The 17,104-nt window shown below is 71.0% G+C and carries 13 protein-coding genes; 5 read left to right on the forward strand and 8 right to left on the reverse strand.

Features of this window, described 5'->3' with window-relative positions; all coding sequences use genetic code 11:
- Positions 1–8 precede the first annotated feature (8 nt).
- The 7 genes from OG406_RS32850 to OG406_RS32880 form a co-directional block, all read right to left on the reverse strand.
- Positions 9–1,568, reverse strand: coding sequence for an APC family permease (locus tag OG406_RS32850; protein ID WP_329189201.1), 1,560 nt, complete (start codon positions 1,566–1,568; stop codon positions 9–11).
- A 138-nt stretch (positions 1,569–1,706) separates the two neighbouring features.
- Positions 1,707–3,173 carry an aldehyde dehydrogenase family protein gene (locus OG406_RS32855; protein ID WP_329189203.1) on the reverse strand — a complete coding sequence of 489 codons (1,467 nt, stop codon included), beginning with the start codon at positions 3,171–3,173 and terminating at the stop codon, positions 1,707–1,709.
- Complete coding sequence (locus OG406_RS32860; protein WP_329189204.1) at positions 3,166–4,311, reverse strand: aromatic ring-hydroxylating oxygenase subunit alpha; 1,146 nt, start codon at positions 4,309–4,311, stop codon at positions 3,166–3,168. Before OG406_RS32860 ends, OG406_RS32855 begins: the two co-directional genes overlap by 8 nt.
- 9 nt (positions 4,312–4,320) lie before the next feature.
- Complete coding sequence (gene solA, locus OG406_RS32865) at positions 4,321–5,478, reverse strand: N-methyl-L-tryptophan oxidase (RefSeq protein ID WP_164369463.1); 1,158 nt, start codon at positions 5,476–5,478, stop codon at positions 4,321–4,323.
- 46 nt (positions 5,479–5,524) lie between these two features.
- Entirely contained in the window at positions 5,525–7,981 is a 2,457-nt protein-coding gene (locus OG406_RS32870; protein WP_329189206.1) for a GcvT family protein, read from the reverse strand.
- Positions 7,982–8,096: 115 nt separating this feature from the next.
- Positions 8,097–9,182 carry an S-(hydroxymethyl)mycothiol dehydrogenase gene (locus tag OG406_RS32875; RefSeq protein WP_329189208.1) on the reverse strand — a complete coding sequence of 362 codons (1,086 nt, stop codon included), beginning with the start codon at positions 9,180–9,182 and terminating at the stop codon, positions 8,097–8,099.
- A 318-nt stretch (positions 9,183–9,500) separates the two neighbouring features.
- Positions 9,501–10,322 (reverse strand): IclR family transcriptional regulator, encoded by an 822-nt coding sequence (locus OG406_RS32880; protein WP_266611941.1) that lies wholly within the window; start codon positions 10,320–10,322, stop codon positions 9,501–9,503.
- A 214-nt stretch (positions 10,323–10,536) separates the two neighbouring features.
- Between OG406_RS32880 and OG406_RS32885 the strand changes: the two genes are divergently transcribed.
- Together OG406_RS32885 and OG406_RS32890 are read left to right on the forward strand one after the other, a co-directional pair.
- The gene (locus OG406_RS32885) at positions 10,537–10,857 is read left to right on the forward strand and encodes a bifunctional 3-phenylpropionate/cinnamic acid dioxygenase ferredoxin subunit (protein ID WP_164369460.1); all 321 of its coding nucleotides are present in this window, start codon (positions 10,537–10,539) and stop codon (positions 10,855–10,857) included.
- Between the two features lie 142 nt (positions 10,858–10,999).
- Positions 11,000–12,196: an NAD(P)/FAD-dependent oxidoreductase gene (locus OG406_RS32890; RefSeq protein WP_329189210.1), complete on the forward strand. Its 1,197-nt coding sequence runs from the start codon at positions 11,000–11,002 to the stop codon at positions 12,194–12,196.
- A gap of 18 nt (positions 12,197–12,214) precedes the next feature.
- On the opposite strand, the gene OG406_RS32895 is transcribed toward OG406_RS32890, so the two are convergent.
- A complete protein-coding gene (locus OG406_RS32895) occupies positions 12,215–12,859 on the reverse strand; it encodes a hypothetical protein (RefSeq protein ID WP_329189212.1) in 645 nt (214 codons plus the stop codon).
- A gap of 424 nt (positions 12,860–13,283) precedes the next feature.
- Between OG406_RS32895 and OG406_RS32900 the strand changes: the two genes are divergently transcribed.
- The 3 genes from OG406_RS32900 to OG406_RS32910 are packed head-to-tail and all read left to right on the forward strand — an operon-like array spanning position 13,284 to position 17,089.
- Positions 13,284–16,235: a nitrate- and nitrite sensing domain-containing protein gene (locus tag OG406_RS32900; protein ID WP_329189213.1), complete on the forward strand. Its 2,952-nt coding sequence runs from the start codon at positions 13,284–13,286 to the stop codon at positions 16,233–16,235.
- Entirely contained in the window at positions 16,232–16,672 is a 441-nt protein-coding gene (locus OG406_RS32905; protein WP_081223250.1) for a roadblock/LC7 domain-containing protein, read from the forward strand. Before OG406_RS32900 ends, OG406_RS32905 begins: the two co-directional genes overlap by 4 nt.
- A 9-nt stretch (positions 16,673–16,681) precedes the next feature.
- On the forward strand, positions 16,682–17,089 hold the full coding sequence (locus OG406_RS32910; RefSeq protein WP_081223249.1) for a DUF742 domain-containing protein: 408 nt from the start codon (positions 16,682–16,684) through the stop codon (positions 17,087–17,089).
- The last annotated feature ends 15 nt before the right edge of the window (positions 17,090–17,104 follow it).

Raw genomic sequence — 17,104 nt, forward strand, 5'->3', positions numbered from 1 at the left:
GCCCTCCATCAGTCGGCTGCCGGGGCGGTGAGCGGGGCCGTCGGGGCGGGATCCGGCCGGTGCGAGTCGAGCACACCGGTGCGGTGCCGCTGGACGAACCAGTAGTAGGCGAAGCCGCCTCCTGCGATGACCGCGACGAACAGCACCGCGCCCCAGCGCAGGTACCAGTGGAACGGCGCCGCCGCGTTGTACACCTCGGCGCGCGGCCAGATCAGGTTGACCGTCATGGCCGCGCCCCACACCACGGCCACGAGGTTCACCGGCAGACCCCACCGGCCCAGCGAGAACCTGCCCTCACCCGCCGGCTGCCACCGGCCGCGCAGCCGGGCCACCAGCATCGGCGCCGTCACCCCCAGGTAGGCGAGGTAGATCATGATGATGCCGATGCTCGTCACCACGGTGAAGATCTGCGGCTGGCGGATGTTCACGACGAGGATCGCCACCGCCAGGATCCCGATGACCACCGCGGGCAGCACCGGGGTCCGGAAGCGCGGACTGACCCGGGCCATCAGGGACGACGCGGGCAGATTGTTGTCCCGGGACATCGCGAAGGCCAGCCGGATCGCCGCCGTGTGCACCGCCAGGGCGCACACCGTGACCGCGATCAGCACGCACCACAGCATCGCCTTGCCGGCCGTCGGACCGAGCACGTCCAGCACCACGAACTGCAGCCCGTCCGTGGACAGTTTCCCGCCGTTCAGGCTGGACACGCTCATCAGCGCCAGCAGCAGGACCAGACCGCCGAGGACGAACGACGCCACGATGGCGCGGATGATGGCCCGCGGCGCGTTGCGCGAGGGATCGAGCGACTCCTCGCCGAGCGAGGCAGCCGTGTCGAACCCGTACATGACGTACGCCGAGGCCAGCGAGGCCACCAGGAACGCGCCCAGGTACCCCGTCGAATGACCGGATCCCGTGCCCGCCGTCTCCGTGACCACCTGCGGGCCCCGGGTGATGTGGACGGCGAACAGCACGATGAGGACGACGGTGGCGATCAGCTCGATGAACACGCCCGCGCTGTTGATGGTGGCCATCAGCTTCACGCCGAAGGCGTTCACCAGGGTCGTGAACAGGATGAGCACCGTGGCCAGCACCACCGCGTTGGTCGCGACGTCGTACTTGCCCGTCCCGTCCCCGACGAACTGGAAGACGTCCGAGATCTGCGGGAGCGTCAGCTGGTAGGCCAGCGCCACCGCCGAGATCGACACGATGGAGGCGACGAGCATCATCCAGCCGGCCAGCCAGCCGAGATGCGGATTGCCTATCTTCTTCGACCAGTTGTAGACGGAACCGGCGACGGGATAGCGCGCGGCCAGCTCCGCGAAGCAGAGCGCGACCATGAACTGGCCGACGAAGACCATCGGCCAGGACCACCAGTAGGCGGGACCGCCACTGCCGTAGCCGAAGTAGAAGAGCTGGAAGGTGCCGGTGAGGATGGAGATGTAGCTGATGCCGGCGGCGAAGGTGTGGAAGCTGCCGAGGGTGCGCTTCAGTTCGGGCCTGTACCCGAACTCGGCGAGTTCGGCGTCGTCGTGCTGTGGTCCTGTCGGGTGCTCGGTGGTGGACATGAGCGGACTCCAGGTGGTCCTGGGGGCGGGGTGAGGGAGCGGCCTGAGCGGGTGCCGGGTTCCTTGAGGGGCTGGTTCGCGCGGGCGCCGTGTCCGCGGGGTGCGCCGGGGCCGGCCGGGCCCGCCCCGGCGGTCGGGTCAGCCGAACCAGCCTTGCGGGGAGGGATCGGTGTTGCGCCAGATGTGCTTCGTCTCGCGGTACTCGGCCAGACCCGACGGGCCGAGTTCGCGCCCGGATCCGGACTGCTTGAACCCTCCCCATTCGGCCTGCGGGACATACGGGTGGAAGTCGTTGATCCACACCGTGCCGATCCGCAGCCGGGCCGCGACCCGCTGCGCCTTGGCCTCATCGGTGCTGAACACCGCGCCGGCGAGACCGTAGATCGTGTCGTTGGCGAGGCGTACCGCCTCGGCCTCGCCGCTGAAGCGCTCCACGGTGAGCACGGGCCCGAACGACTCCTCCCGCACCACGGACATGTCGCCGCTGCATTCGTCCAGTACCGTCGGCGGATAGTAGAAGCCGTCGTCCAGGCCGGGACCCGTCGGACGCTCGCCTCCGCAGCGCAGCACCGCTCCCTCGGCCAGCCCCCGGGCGACGTACGCCTCGACCTTCTCGCGGTGCGCCGCCGAGATCAGCGGCCCCGTCTGCGCCCGCTCGTCGAACGGCCCGCCCAGTCTGATCCGGGAGGCACGCCGGACGATCTCGTCGACGAACCGGTCGTGCAGCCCGTCCTCGACCAGCAGCCGCGCGCCGGCCGAGCACACCTGACCCGAGTGCAGGAAGACCGCCGTCAGTGCCATGTCGACGGCCGTCTCGAAGTCGGCGTCGGCGAAGACGATGTTGGGGTTCTTCCCGCCGAGTTCGAGCGCGACCTTCTTGACCGTCCCGGCCGCCGCGGCCATCAGCGCCCTCCCGGTCGCGAGGCCCCCGGTGAAGGAGACGAGGTCGACGTCCGGGTGGTCGGCGAGCGGGGCGCCCGCCTCGGGGCCCGCGCCCAGCACCAGATTGGCGACGCCCGGAGGCACCCCCGCCTCCTCCAGGAGCCGCATCAGATGGATCGCCGTGTGCGGGGTCAGTTCGCTCGGCTTGAGCACGAAGGTGTTGCCCGCGGCGAGCGCCGGAGCGACCTTCCAGGCCGTCTGCAGGAGTGGGTAGTTCCAGGGCGTGATCAGTGCGCAGACCCCGACCGGTTCGTACACAACACGGCTGTCGACACTCGGCGTGCCCGTCTCGACGACCCGGCCGGTCTCGGCGGTCGCCTGCCGGCCGAAGTAGCGGAAGCAGTTGGCGATGTCGTCGATGTCGTACTCGCTCTCGACGAGTCGCTTGCCGGTGTCCAGCGACTCGGCACGGGCGAGCGCGTCCTTGTCCCGGACGAGGAGGTCGGCCACGCGCAGCAGCAGATCCCCGCGGTCGGCCGCCGGAGTCGTCGGCCAGGGTCCCTCGTCGAAGGCGCGGCGCGCGGCGGCGATCGCCTCCACCGTGTCCTTGCCGCCCGCCTCGTCGACGACGCCGACCCGGGAGCCGTCGGCGGGGCAGCGGATCTCCCGGGTGCGCTCGTCGAGTGCGCCGCGCCAGCTTCCGTCGATGTACAGGTCAGGCACGTGGGCCTCCCAGTCGTGCGATCAACCACGCGTGGAAGATCCCGATGTGATGCTCGGTCGGGACCAGCACACCACCGTTGCGATAGGCCCGCGACGCCATCGCCGGCTGGGTCCGCTCGCACGCCGCGAAATCCTGCTCGTTCACCCGGTGGAACAGCTCCACCGACTTGGACAGGTCCGCGCCGGACGCGACGACCTCGGGGGCGTAGAGCCAGTCGCACTCGACGACCGTACGGTCCTCGGCCAGCGGGAACATGCGGTGCAGGATGACATGGTCCGGGACCAGATTGACGAAGACCGTCGGTTTCACCGTGATCGCGTAGTAGCGGCGGTCCTGCTCGTCCGCGACAGCGGGAAGTCTGGCGAACCCCTCGCTGCCGTCGACGGTGAACCCCCTGATCTCCTCCCCGAACGCGGCGCCGTGTCCCACGTAGTACTGGGCGGCGTACCCCTCGGCGAACTCCGGGAGCACCTCGGTCAGTTCCGGATGGATCGTCGCGCAGTGGTAGCACTCCATGAAGTTCTCGACGATCAGCTTCCAGTTCGCCCGCACGTCGTAGCTGACCCGCCAGCCGAGCGCGAGGTGCTCGGTGCCGTAGTGCTCGATGGCCGCCGCGGTGCCGAGGCGCTCCACGGCCGCGCCCATCACCGTCTCCTCGAAGGAGGGCGGTTCGGCGGCCAGACACACCCAGGCGTACCCCAGCCACTCGCGCAGCGCGACGCTGACCAGGCCGTACGCGACGCGGTCGACGTCCGGCATCTTCACCAGGTTCGGAGCGGCCACCAGCCGGCCGTCGAGGTCGTACGTCCAGGCGTGGTACGGACATTGGAGGTTGCGCCGCACCTCGCCCGACTCCTCGGTGCACAACCGGGCGCCGCGGTGCCGGCAGACGTTGAGGAACGCGCGCAGTTCTCCCGTGCGGGAGCGGGTCACGAGCACGCTCTCCCGGCCGATCTGCACGGTGCGGAAGGCTCCCGGCCGGGCGAGGTCCCCGGAGCGGACCGCGCAGAACCACATCGACTCGAAGAGCCGCTCCTGCTCCTGGCGGAAGATCTCCGGGTCCGTGTAGTACCGCCCGGGGAGGGTCGCGATGAGGCTGGGGGAGAGCGGGGACGGGGAGGCGGGGATCGTCGTCACGGGGGCTCCTCAGGCGGTCGCGGCGGCGAGGCGGTGGGGGTCGAACAGGCCGATGGGGTGCTCGGTCGAGCCGTCCAGGGCGAGGTCGGCGAGGATCTCGCCGACGACCGGCACGAACTTGAATCCGTGTCCGGAGAAGCCGCAGGCCACGGTGACCGACTCCGGATGCGCGGGATGACGCGCCATGACGAAGTGCTCGTCGGGGGTGTTGGAGTACATGCAGGTCGAGGCCTTGAGGAAAGTGCCGGGCAGATCGGGGATGCAGCGCGCCATCTGGTCCGCCATGGCCCGGATCTCGTCCTCGTGCACCGTCCGGTCGATGTCCTCGGGGGTGCATTCGACACCGCCCCTGCGGAAGAAGGCGACCTTGGCGCCCAGGTCCGGTCCATCGATGGCGGGGAAGCCGTACACCTGGACGCCGGCCGCGTCCTCCCAGATGTAGATCGGATGCCGCTCGGGCACGAACGGGGCGGTTCCGCCGCGCGGCTGGAACCAGTACATGATCTGCCGCTCGATCCTGAACGGCACCCCGAGATCGGTGAGCAGCTCCGGAGCCCACGCGCCGGGGCAGATGACGAGTTGCCCGGCCGTGTAGGTGTTCTCCGCCGTATGGACGCGCACGCCGTCCCGGTACGGCTCCCAGCGGGTCATCGGCTCTTCGAAGTGCAGGTCGGCGCCCTGCCGGGTGGCGAGCTGGAGGTGTGCGGCGACGGTGTTCTCGGGGCGGATCAGTCCGGCCCGGGCCTCGAACAGCGCCACCTCGTCGTCGCGTGGGTTGAGGGTGGGGAAGCGGCGCCTGATCTCCGCCGCGTCCAGCATGTCGTGGGGCAGGTCCCACTGCCGGGCCGAGAGGACGGATCCCGCGACGGTCCGCGAATCGGGCGGCCCCACCATGACGCCGCCGCAGAGGGTGGCGATGTCACGGCCGGTGGCCCGCTCCAGGTCGTCGTACAGCTCGTAGGCGCGCAGCAGCAGCGGGACGTACGCCGGGTCCTCGAAGTAGGACTGGCGGGTGACGCGCGAACCGCCGTGGCTGGAGCCCCGGTTGTGCACGGGGCCGAACTTCTCCAGCCCGAGCACGCGGGAACCGCGCGCGGAGAGGTGGTGGGCGGCGGCGCTGCCCATACCGCCGAGACCGATCACGATCACGTCGTACGTGGGGGACACGGGGCCTCCTCGATCCTTTTGTCCGGCTCTTGCCTCTTCATCGGATTCAACGGCGGATTCGGTTCATCTCCGGATCGAAGAGCGGTTCGTCGCAGACGGTGGCGGGGATCTTCTCGCCGAAGTAGTCGACGTGGACGCCCGTTCCGGCGGGGAGCACGGGCAGCCACGCGTAGGCCACGCAGCGGCCGAGCGTGTAGCCGTACGCGGCGCTGGTGACGTAGCCGGCGGGGGTGCCGTCGACGTGGACCGGTTCCTTGCCGAGGACGACGGCGGCCGGATCGTCGAGAAGGAGCGCGGTGAGCCGGCGCGCCGGTGTCCGCGCGGCCGGTCCCTGGAGGGCGTCCTGGCCGACGAAGCCGTCCTTGTCCATGCGGACGGCGAAACCGAGTCCCGCCTCGTAGGGATCGTGTTCGTCGGTCATGTCGGTGCCCCAGGACCGGTACCCCTTCTCCAGGCGGAGCGAGTTGAAGGCGGACCGTCCGGCGGCGATCACACCGTGGGCCCGGCCCGCCTCCCAGAGGGTGTCCCAGAGCCGGAGTCCCAGGTCCGCCGTGGTGTACAGCTCCCAGCCCAGCTCTCCGACATAGCTCAACCGCATGGCGGTGACGGGGACATGGCCGATGTAGGTCTCCTTCGCGCGGAAGTAGCCGAAGCCCTCGTGCGAGAAGTCGTCCCGGGTCAGCGGCTGGACGAGATCGCGGGCGAGCGGTCCCCAGAGCCCGATGCAGCAGGTGCCAGACGTGATGTCCCTGATGTGCACGTCGCGCGGGGCGTACCGCAGGAACCGGTCGAGGTCGGCGGGGGAGTTGGCGCCGACCTGGAACCGGTCGGGGGCCAGCCGCGCGACGGTGAGGTCGGAGCGCACCCCGCCCGACTCGTCGAGGAGCAGGGTGTAGGTCACCGAGCCCGGCTTCTTGCGGAGGTTGTTGGAGGTCATGCGCTGGAGGAAGGAGAGGGCACCGGCGCCGGTGACCTCGAGACGGCGCAGCGGGGTCATGTCGTAGAGGGCGACTCTCTCCCGGGTCGCCCTCGCCTCCGCCGCGACGACGGGTGACCAGTGGCGGGCCGACCAGGCGTCACGCTCGGGCAGCGGACCGAGGGAGTCGACGAGCGGGGCGTTCGCCTCGTACCAGTGCGGGCGTTCCCAGCCGCCGCCCTCCAGGAAGTAGGCGCCGAGCCGCTCCTGCCGGGCGTGGAACGGACTGACGCGCAGCGGGCGCGGGTGTTCCATCGGCTGGAGGGGATGCAGCACGTCGTACACCTCGACGAACTGCTGTGAACCGCGTTCACGGACGTACGCCGGTGAACGCTGCGCGTCCTCGAATCGCGTGAGGTCGCACTCGTGCAGGTCGACGGAGGCACGCCCGTCGACCATCCACTCGGCGACCGCCTTGGCCACCCCCGCCGAATGCGTGACCCACACGGCCTCCGCCAGCCAGAATCCGCGGAGTTGCCGTGACTCCCCGAGGACGGGCATGCCGTCCGGCGTGAAGGAGAAGACGCCGTTGAACCCTTCCTCGATCTCCGTCGCGCGCAGCGTGGGCAGCAGCCGGCGGCAGTCCTCCCAGCTCGGTGCCCAGTCCTCCTCGGTGAACGGGTACGAGGACGGCATCTCCATCCCGCGCGCGCGTGCCGCGTCGTACGGGAGCACCGCGAACGGGTCGACCGGCAGCGGCCGGTGGGCGTAGCTGCCGATGCCGATGCGGTCGTGGTGCTCGCGGAAGTAGAGGTCGCGGTCCTGGAACCGGAGGATGGGCTTCGAGGCCTCCGCGTCCGCTCCCGCCAGATCGGGGAGCGGCCGCGTCCTGGCGTACTGGTGCGCGAGCGGCTGCAGGGGCACGTCGATGCCGGCCATGCGGCCGATGACGGGGCCCCAGAAGCCGGCCGCGGACACTACGTGGTCGGCGGGGAACGTGCCCCGGTCGGTGACGACCGCGGTGACCCTGCCCTCCGCCTGCTCGATTCCGGTGACCGTGTGGCGTTCGAGGAAGCGGGCTCCTCTTCCGGTGGCGCGGTCCAGTTGGGCGCGGGCCGCGAGGACGGCTCGGGCGAGTCCGTCGTCCGGGGTGTGGAAACCGCCGAGGACGACCGACCGGTCGATGAGCGGCCAGAGTTCCTTGCACCGGTCGGCGCCGACGATCTCGCCGCGGATGCCCCAGGCGGTGGCGTAGCCGGCCCTGCGGTGCAGTTCGGCCAGGCGCTCGGGGGTCGTGGCGAGTTCGAGGCCGCCCACCTGGTCGAAGCAGGAGCCGCCGTCGACCTGGAGCGAGGAGAACTTCTCGACCGTGTACCGCGCGAACGCGGCGAGAGTCCTGGAGGGGCTGGTCTGGAACACCAGGCCCGGTGCGTGCGAGGTGGAGCCGCCCGGGGCGGGCAGCGGGCCCTGTTCGAGAACGGTGACGTCGGTCCAGCCGCGGGCGGTCAGCTCGTCCGCGAGGGAGCAGCCGACGATACCGGCGCCGATGACGACGACACGGGGACGGAGTGCGGGAGTGCTGGACATGCCCCTCCTTGCGGGGTGGGGGAGTGAGAGCGCTCAGTGGCAGGGGAGCCGAACCGCTCAGGAGCGGGGTCGGGTTCGCCGTCCACGGGCGTCGAGGGCGACCGCTCCGATCCCGTCACAGGACCACGACGGAACGGAGCACCTCACCCCGGCGCATCTTCGTGAAGGCCTCCTCGACCTGGTCGAGGGCGATCGTCTCGCTCACGAACGCGTTCAGGTCGAGCAACCCGTACAGGTACTGGTCGATGAGGAACGGGAAGTCCCGGCTCGGCAGACAGTCCCCGTACCAGGAGGACTTCAGGGCGCCGCCGCGCGAGAACAGGTCGATCAGCGGGAGGTCGACCGTCATCTCGGGGTCGGGGACGCCGACCTGGACGAGAACACCGGCGTGGTCGCGCATATAGAAGGCCTGTTTGTACGTCTCCGATCGGCCCACCGCGTCGATGGCGACGTCGACCCCGAAACCGCCGGTCAGTGCCCGGACCGCCTCGACGGGGTCGGTTCCGCGCGAGTTGACCGTGTGGGTGGCGCCGAACCGCTCCGCCAGGTCGAGCTTCCTGTCGTCGATGTCCACCGCGATGACCTTCATCGCGCCGTTCAGGCAGGCGCCGGCGATGGCCGCGTTGCCCACGCCACCGCAGCCGATGACGGCGACCGTGTCACCGCGCCCGACGTTCCCGGTGTTGACCGCGGCGCCGTATCCGGCCATCACCCCGCAGCCGATCAGCCCCGCCGCCTCGGGCCGTGCGGCCGGATCGACCTTCACCGCCTGTCCTGCGGCGACCAGCGTCTTCTCGGCGAAGGCCCCGATCCCGAGGGCGCTGCTCAGCGGGGTGCCGTCGAGGAGGGTCATCGGCTGGGTGGCGTTGCGCGAGTCGAAGCAGTACCAGGGGCGGCCGCGGCGACAGGAACGGCACGTGCCGCAGGGCGCGCGCCACGCGAGGATCACGTAGTCGCCCGGTGCGAGGTCGACGACACCCGGGCCGACCGCCGCGACGGTTCCCGCGGCCTCATGGCCCAGCAGGAACGGGAACTCGTCGTTGATCGCGCCCTCCCGGTAGTGCAGATCCGTATGGCAGACCCCGCACGCCTGGACATCGACGAGCACCTCGCCCGGCCCCGGGTCCGGAACGACGATCGTATGCACCTCGACCGGTGCGCCCTTCTTCACAGCGACTACGGCACGGACCTCGTGGGGCACGACAAGCTCCTCTGCTGTTGCGCATTGCACGATGGGTTGCGCGATGAGGAACATCTTGAGAATGCCGTCAGGGAGCCGTCAAGGGGTGGGAGTTAACCCTTGGCAAAAGGAACGGGAGCCCCGAAACGCGGTGGACACACAGCGACGCGGGGCCGGATCACCCGGCCCCGCGTCACCGACGAACGGGCCTGCTCGCGCGGGGGAGCGGACCTCGACTCCCTTGGGTGGCAGTCCTGTCGGCCGGCCGGCCGACAGGACTGCCGACGCGCACCGCACCCCACCGCACCGCCCGGCAGCGCCGGGCGGCCACTCATCGCCTCAGAAGCCGTAACCCATCCGCCGGGACAACTCGGCTCCCGCCGCCACCGTCCGCTTCGCCAGCTCCGGCAGCCGGTCCGCGTTCATCCGGTACACCGGCCCGGACACGCTGATGGCGGCGATCACCTTGCCGTCGTGCGCCCGCACCGGTGCCGCGACGGCGGCGAGCCCCAACTCCAGCTCCTCCAGAGTGAGCCCGTACCCCTGCTCGATCACGGCCTCCAACTCCCCGCGCAGCGTGGACGGCCCGGTGATCGTGCGCTCCGTGAAGCGTGGCAGGGTCCGCGCCAGCAGACCTTCCCGCAGGGTGGGCGGCATGTGCGCGAGCAGGACCTTCCCGCTGGACGTCGCGTGCAGCGGGGTGCGTCTTCCCAGCCAGTTCTGCGCGGTGACGGATGCGGTGCCGCGGGCCTGCATGATGTTGACCGCCGCGTCGTCGTCGAGCACCGCGATGTTGACGGTCTCCCCCAGCTCGTCGGCGAGTTCGCGGCAGACCGGTACCCCCTCCTGGGAGATGTCGAGGCGCACCGCCGCCGCCCCCGCGAGCCGCAGCACGGCGGCTCCCAGGTAGTACTTGCCCCGGTCCTTGGCCTGCGCGACCAGGCCGCGGTTCTCCAGGACCCCGAGCAGGCGGAAGGCCGTGGACTTGTGCACGTCCAGTTCCTCGGCGATCTCGGTGACGCCCGCCTCGCCGACCCGGGCCAGGATCTCCAGAACGCTCACGGCGCGGTCCACCGACTGGACGGCGCTGCCCGCGCCCCGGCCGCTCTGCTTCTCGGGGGTGTCCTCGGTGCGTTCAGCCTGCTTCTGCGTGCGGGTCATAGGTCAACTCTCACCACCTGACGGCCCGGTTTGGGCCGCATCTGCGGGAAGCCCTTGACGTGACGGGACACCCGCGCGGATTCTGTTGCGCATAGCGCTCCCTCGTGCGCCATGCGAAACATCATGTTACCGAAGCGTCCGGAACCGGGAAGGTTCCCGACGCCCCTGGACCTGAGAGGTCGCGGACGAACCGTCCGGACCGAGAGGGGGGCCCATGATTCCCGTCTGCCGCCTTGAAGACCTCCCCGTCGGCGAATCCGTCCGCGTCGGGACGACACCACCGGTCGCCGTGTTCAACGCCGACGGTGAGCTCTACGCCATCGACGACACCTGCACCCACCAGGACGCCTCCCTCTCGGAGGGCTGGCTGGAGGGCTGCCTCATCGAATGCCCGCTGCACGCGGCCTCGTTCGACCTCCGCACCGGTTCCCCGACGTGCCTCCCCGCGCGCCGCCCCGTCCGTACGCACCGCGTCACCGTCGACGACGGGATCATCCACGTCCACCTCGCCGCGGAGGAGGGCACCGCCGCATGAAGGCCGTATCTCCCGCCCGCGCCTGCCGCGCCCGGCCCGGGAGCGGTGCCGAAGCCGGCACTCTCCCTCCTGAGCTCCCCGGACGTGTACGGCCCGAGCATGCATCGTGCGAAGTCGAAGCACTCGAGGACAGGCGGCCCGGATGAGGACCGTGACCGTCGTGGGCGCCTCCCTCTCCGGCCTGTACGCCGCCCGAGAGCTGCGCGCTCAGGGCTTCGACGGCCGACTGGTGATCGTCGGCGCCGAACCCCACCTCCCCTACGACAGACCTCCCCTTTCCAAGGACTTCCTCACCGGCCACGCCGGCGAGGACCAACTCGCCCTCACCGACGCCGAAGAGAGCGCGCAGCTCGACGTCGCATGGCTCCTCGGCGTCGGCGCCCGCGGCCTCGACACCCGGGGCCGCGCCGTCGTCCTCGGCGACGGCCGTACTGTCCCCACGGACGGTGTGGTCGTCGCCACGGGAGCCTCCGCCCGACGCCTCCCCGGCGACGGTCTCCCCGGCGTGCACACCCTGCGGACCCTCGACGACGCCCGCGCCCTGCGTGCCGAACTCACCGCGGGGCCACGCCGTGTGGTGGTCGTCGGCGGAGGCTTCGTCGGAGCCGAGACCGCGTCCTCCTGCACAGCCCTCGGCCACGACGTCACCATCGTCGAGGTCGCCCCGCTGCCCCTCGTGCCTCAACTCGGCCCGGAGATGGCCGCCGTGTGCGCGGCACTCCACCGTCGCGCAGGCACCCGTCTCGTGACGGGAGCGGCGGTCGCCGGGTTCCGGGCGGGCGGAGCAGCCCACGGCGCCGTCACCGGAGTCGAACTCCGCGACGGACGCGTGCTGCCCGCCGACGTCGTGATCGTCGGGATCGGGGCGGTCCCGAACACCGGCTGGCTGGCCGACTCGGGGCTCCACCTCCAGGACGGAGTGGTCTGCGACGCCGGCTGTGCGACCGCTCTGCCGAACGTGGTCGCCGTGGGCGACGTCGCGCGCGTGGGCGGCATCCGTGCGGAGCACTGGACCTCCGCCACCGAACAACCCCGCGCCGCCGTCGCCAGCCTGCTCGCCGGACGCACGGTCGAGTCCGCTCGGCCACTGCCCTACTTCTGGTCCGACCAGTACGGGGCGCGCATCCAGTTCGCCGGGCGACGTCATCCGGCGGACACGGTGCGGATCGTCGAGGGCTATCTCGACGACGGCGCACCGACGGCGGACGGTGTCCTCGCCCTGTACGAGCGAGGAGACCGCACGACCGCAGTGCTCTCCGTGAACCGGCCCCGCCCTTTCCTGCGTGTCCGGCGTGAACTGGCGCGCACCGCCGACCCGGTGGAGCCGGCGCCTCTGTGAGGACCGGCCTCAGGGCCGCTACGAGTGCGACAGCTGTCCGGCCGCGCCCCGCCTGCGTATCCGCTCCTGCGCCCGCGCCGATACCCGGGCGTGACGTCGGGCCTTGCGACGCTCGCGCCGCAGCGCCCGCGCGGTGCTGCTCGGTTCCGACACCACACCGTGCCGCTGGTTCCACACCTGCCGGGTCACCCAGACGTCCAGTGCCGCCCAGGTGGCCACGACCGTGCTCGCCACACTGCTCAGAACCATCGGGAAGGCCAGCCACGACCCCGTCACCGTGCACAGGAAGGCGACGACCGCCTGGGTCAGCGTCACCGAGATGATGACCACCGCCCGCACCGCCGACGTACGCACCGGATCGGGCAACCGCCGCTTGCGCGCGGGCTCCTCGATCCACAGCGGCCGGTAGTACGCCCGTGCCTCGTCCTCTTCGTATGCGTCCGCGTCCGTGACGGTGCCCTTCTCGTCGGCCCGGCCCCGGCCTTCCCGGGCCGACCGCCGGGCTCCCGCCCGGTCGCGCTCTTCCGTTGCCGCTCGCGGCCGGTCACGCGGATCGCGCCCAGCTGCCGGTATGTCGCGATCCGGTGCCTGCGGGGCCTGTTGTGCCGCCTCGCGCGTCGCAACCCGTGCCTCGAGTGTCCCGCTCCGCTCCGCCGTGCCCATCAACTCGTCACTCCCCACCGCCCAGCAGCCATCTCGCACGAGTGTCTTGCAACACCCGCTCCCCAGTGGCTGCCCGGCTTGCGCTCTTTTACGCCGCCTGAGTGCGTCATGCGGCGCCTGTGGCCGATTCCGCCCTCAACTCCCGTACATAAAGACGAACGACCAGCGTCGAAGATTCCCGGCGAGCGAAGAATTCCGGCCAACTGACCAAGTTTATTCCTTCGTTGGGATCCGGCCCCGGAAGGCGGATTCAGGGAGGCAATCTCCCCCAATGAACGGACAACTCCCCATGTCTTGTTCCCCGTCGGGGCCGGAGTGGGTGCGGACAGGCCTTCGAGTTACCTGTGTGTCAGTAGTAGGCTCACGCCGTTTGTTGACGCACAGGTGTACCCCCCGAACCGGAGGGGTCGAGCTGGGGGAGGCCATGCGCTTTCGCGGGAAGTCCATCCGCCGGAAGATCGTGGCGCTGCTCCTCGTGCCTCTGGTGTCCTTGACCGCGATCTGGGCCTTCGCCACCGTGCTCACGGGGCGTGAGGCCAGCCGGTTGTTCAGCGTGTCCGACATCGTGAAGAAGATCGGATATCCGACCGAGGACACCGTCAGGGTCCTCCAGCAGGAACGCCGCCAGACCCTCGTCTACCTGGCCGACCCGCGAGCCTCCGACGGCCTCGCCGCGCTCAAGCGGAGCCGCGCCGCCACGGACCGCATCGTGGCCAAGGTGCGGGAGAACTCCCGCGACAAGGACGTGCGCGAGGAGATGAACGAGGGCACCACCGAGCGGCTCACGTCCATCCTCGACGCCGTCGACGGGATCGACTCGCTGCGCCGCAGCGTCGAAGAGGGCACGGTGAACCGGTCCCAGGCCCTCGACCTGTACGACCGGCTGATCGACCCCTGCTACGTCCTGATGGCCAACCTTCACGTGGTCGACGACGTGGAGGTGGACAAGGAGGGCCGTGCCCTGGTCAACGTGGCCCGGGCACGTGAACTGCTCTCCCGCGAGGACGCGCTCCTCGGCTCCGCGCTGGTCGCCGGGCGCACCACCCGCGACGAACTGCGCGACATCTCCGACCTCATCGCCCAGCGCACCCTCCTCTACGACATCAGCCTGCCGCTCCTGCCCTCCTCGGAGCGCGAACGCTACGAGCGCTACTGGAAGAACGCCGACACGGCACCCCTGCGAGTGGCCGAGCAGGCCGTCGTCACCTCCCCCGCAGGCTCCCCGCGCGGCGTCACCGCGAGGAGCTGGGACACCGCCGCGGGTCATGTGCTCGACGACCTGGGCACGCTCGACGACCGGGCCGGCGACCGCTACCAGGACCGCGTCAGGCCCGTGGCCATGACCGTCATCCTCAAGGCGGTCGTCGCCGGCGTGATCGGTCTCATCGCCCTGCTCGTCTCCCTGGTCATGTCCGTACGCATCGGCCGCAGCCTCATCCGCGACCTGCGGCGACTGCGCCTGGAGGCCCACGAGGCGTCCGGCGTCCGGCTGCCCAGCGTCATGCGCCGCCTCTCCGCGGGTGAACAGGTCGACGTCGAGACCGAAGTGCCACGACTGGAGTACGACCGCAACGAGATCGGTGACGTGGGCCAGGCCCTCAACACCCTTCAGCGCGCCGCCGTCGAGGCCGCCGTCAAACAGTCCGAACTGCGCGAGGGCGTCTCCGAGGTCTTCGTCAACCTCGCACGCCGCAGCCAGGTGCTCCTCCACAAGCAGCTCACCCTGCTCGACACCATGGAGCGCAGGACCGAGGACACCGACGAGCTGGCCGACCTGTTCCGGCTCGACCACCTGACCACCCGTATGCGCCGGCACGCCGAGGGCCTGGTCATCCTCTCCGGCGCCGCGCCTTCCCGGCAGTGGCGCAAGCCGGTCCAGCTCATGGACATCGTCCGGGCCGCCGTCGCCGAGGTGGAGGACTACGAGCGCATCGAGGTGCGCCGGCTGCCACGCGTCGCCGTCACGGGACCCGCCGTCGCCGACCTCACCCATCTCGTCGCCGAGCTGCTGGAGAACGCCACGGTGTTCTCGCCCCCGCACACGGCCGTCCAGGTCGTCGGCGAGCGCGTCGCCAACGGCTTCACCCTGGAGATCCACGACCGCGGCCTCGGTATGGCCGCCGAAGCGCTGCTCGACGCGAACCTGCGCCTCGCCGAGACCCCCGAGTTCGAGCTCTCCGACACCGACCGGCTCGGACTCTTCGTGGTGAGCCGGCTCGCCCAGCGGCAGAACGTCCGCGTCTCCCTCCAGCCGTCCCCGTACGGCGGGACCACCGCGGTCGTCTTCATCGCCGACGCCCTGCTCACCGACGACGTGCCGGACACCAACGGCATCGGATTCCGTCTCGACCGCACCCTGCCCACCAAGGAAGGCGCGACGGAGGAGAGTCGCACCGCGGCACTCTCCCAGACGCCGGTGCGACTGCCGGGACTGCCGCCCTCGATCCTGGACGGCCCGGTCGAGCTGGAGGCACCCGTCGAACTCGACGCGATCACCGGGTTCCCCGGCGCGCTCGGCGACGACGACAGCGAACGCGGCGGCCTCTTCCGCCCGCGCACCTCCATCGCCGGAGTCCCGGCCGAGCACCACCAGCAGGCCCGGGACGGCAGTGACGAGCCCGCCCGGTCCGCGGACGCCGACCGCCCGGGCGCCGGGCCGGTCCCCCTGCCGCGGCGCCGCACGCCCAAGCTCGTCAGCTCCCACGGCCGTCCCGTCTCCCCGACGCGATCGCGACGGGGCGAGACGCAGGACGAGGTGTCCGACGACATCGAGTCGGCGCAGCACCTGGAGCCCGTGCGGGGCCGCGGCACGCCCTCCGGCCAGGGAACCGGGGAGGGCGCGGATCGCCCGGAGCGCCGTACGGCGCAGTTCGAGGGAGCCAAGCCGCTGCCCCAGCGACGCGGTGAGCGTTCCGCGGGTTCCGCCCGGCGCGGCGACGACCGCTCCGGCGCCCCCGGGCTGCGCACGGCCCCCGGCTCGGGTGAGGCCTTCGAACGCGGTGCGGCCGCTTTCCGCGATGCGCCCGCACTGCCCCAGCGCACCCGCGGCGCCGCCGCGCCGACAGGCCCGGACGACACCCTCCCGCGCTCCGACAGGGACACGGGGGAGTCGGAAACGAACGCGACTCCACTGCCCCGACGGGTCCGACAGGCCAGCCTGGCACCGCAATTGAAGGACGGACCCGCGCGCCTCGCCGAACGGGACACGACCCGCGACGGTGCGGGCCCCGACCCCGCCGAACGGGACGCGGACGAAGTACGCAGCCGGATGGCCTCGCTCCAGCGCGGCTGGCAGCGCGGCCGCGAGGAGAACGCCGTGGGCGACCAGGCCCAGGACGGCTCAGCACCACGAACGACAGAGGGGGACGGTCGATGACCGCACCGAAGGCCGCAGAACCCACCGCGACCGGCAGCCGGACCGGTGATCTGAACTGGCTGCTCGACGAACTCGTCGACCGCGTCGCCAGCATCCGCAAAGCCATCGTGCTCTCCGGCGACGGCCTTCCCACCGGGGCCTCCAAGGACCTCACCCGGGAGGACAGCGAGCACCTCGCCGCCGTCGCGTCCGGCTTCCACAGCCTCGCCAAGGGGGTGGGCCGGCACTTCGAGGCGGGCAGCGTCCGGCAGACCGTCGTGGAACTCGACGAGGCGTTCCTCTTCGTCACGGCCGCCGGCGACGGCAGTTGCCTCGCCGTCCTCGCCGACGCCGACTCGGACGTGGGCCAGGTTGCCTACGAGATGACGCTCCTCGTCAAGCGGGTCGGCGCGCATCTGGCCGCCGCTCCGCGCACCGATCTGCCCGCCGGTGGGTAGTGGGATGACATGAGCGGAGACGGTCAGGGAAACGGCCAGGACGCACGCCACTGGTTCGACGACGACGCCGGACCGGTGGTCCGTCCGTACGCCATGACACGCGGCCGCACCACCAGTGCGGGCCAGCACCGCCTCGACCTGATCGCGGTGGTGGTCACCGAACAGCACGCCGACGATCCCGAGGCGGACCACTCGCTGTCCCCGGAACACGTGGACATCGTCGAACTCTGCCGCGACGCGCCCCAGTCCGTCGCCGAACTCGCCGCCGAGCTCGACCTGCCCGTCGGCGTGGTGAGGGTGCTCATCGGGGACCTCGTCGCCGACGACATGGTGCATGTGACACGCCCCGTACCCCCGGCCGAGCTGCCCGACGAGAGTATTCTGCGCGACGTGATCAGCGGCCTCCGGGCGCTCTGAGCTGGGCGGAAGCGG

The sequence above is a fragment of the Streptomyces sp. NBC_01428 genome, from assembly GCF_036231965.1.
Lineage (GTDB): Bacteria > Actinomycetota > Actinomycetes > Streptomycetales > Streptomycetaceae > Streptomyces.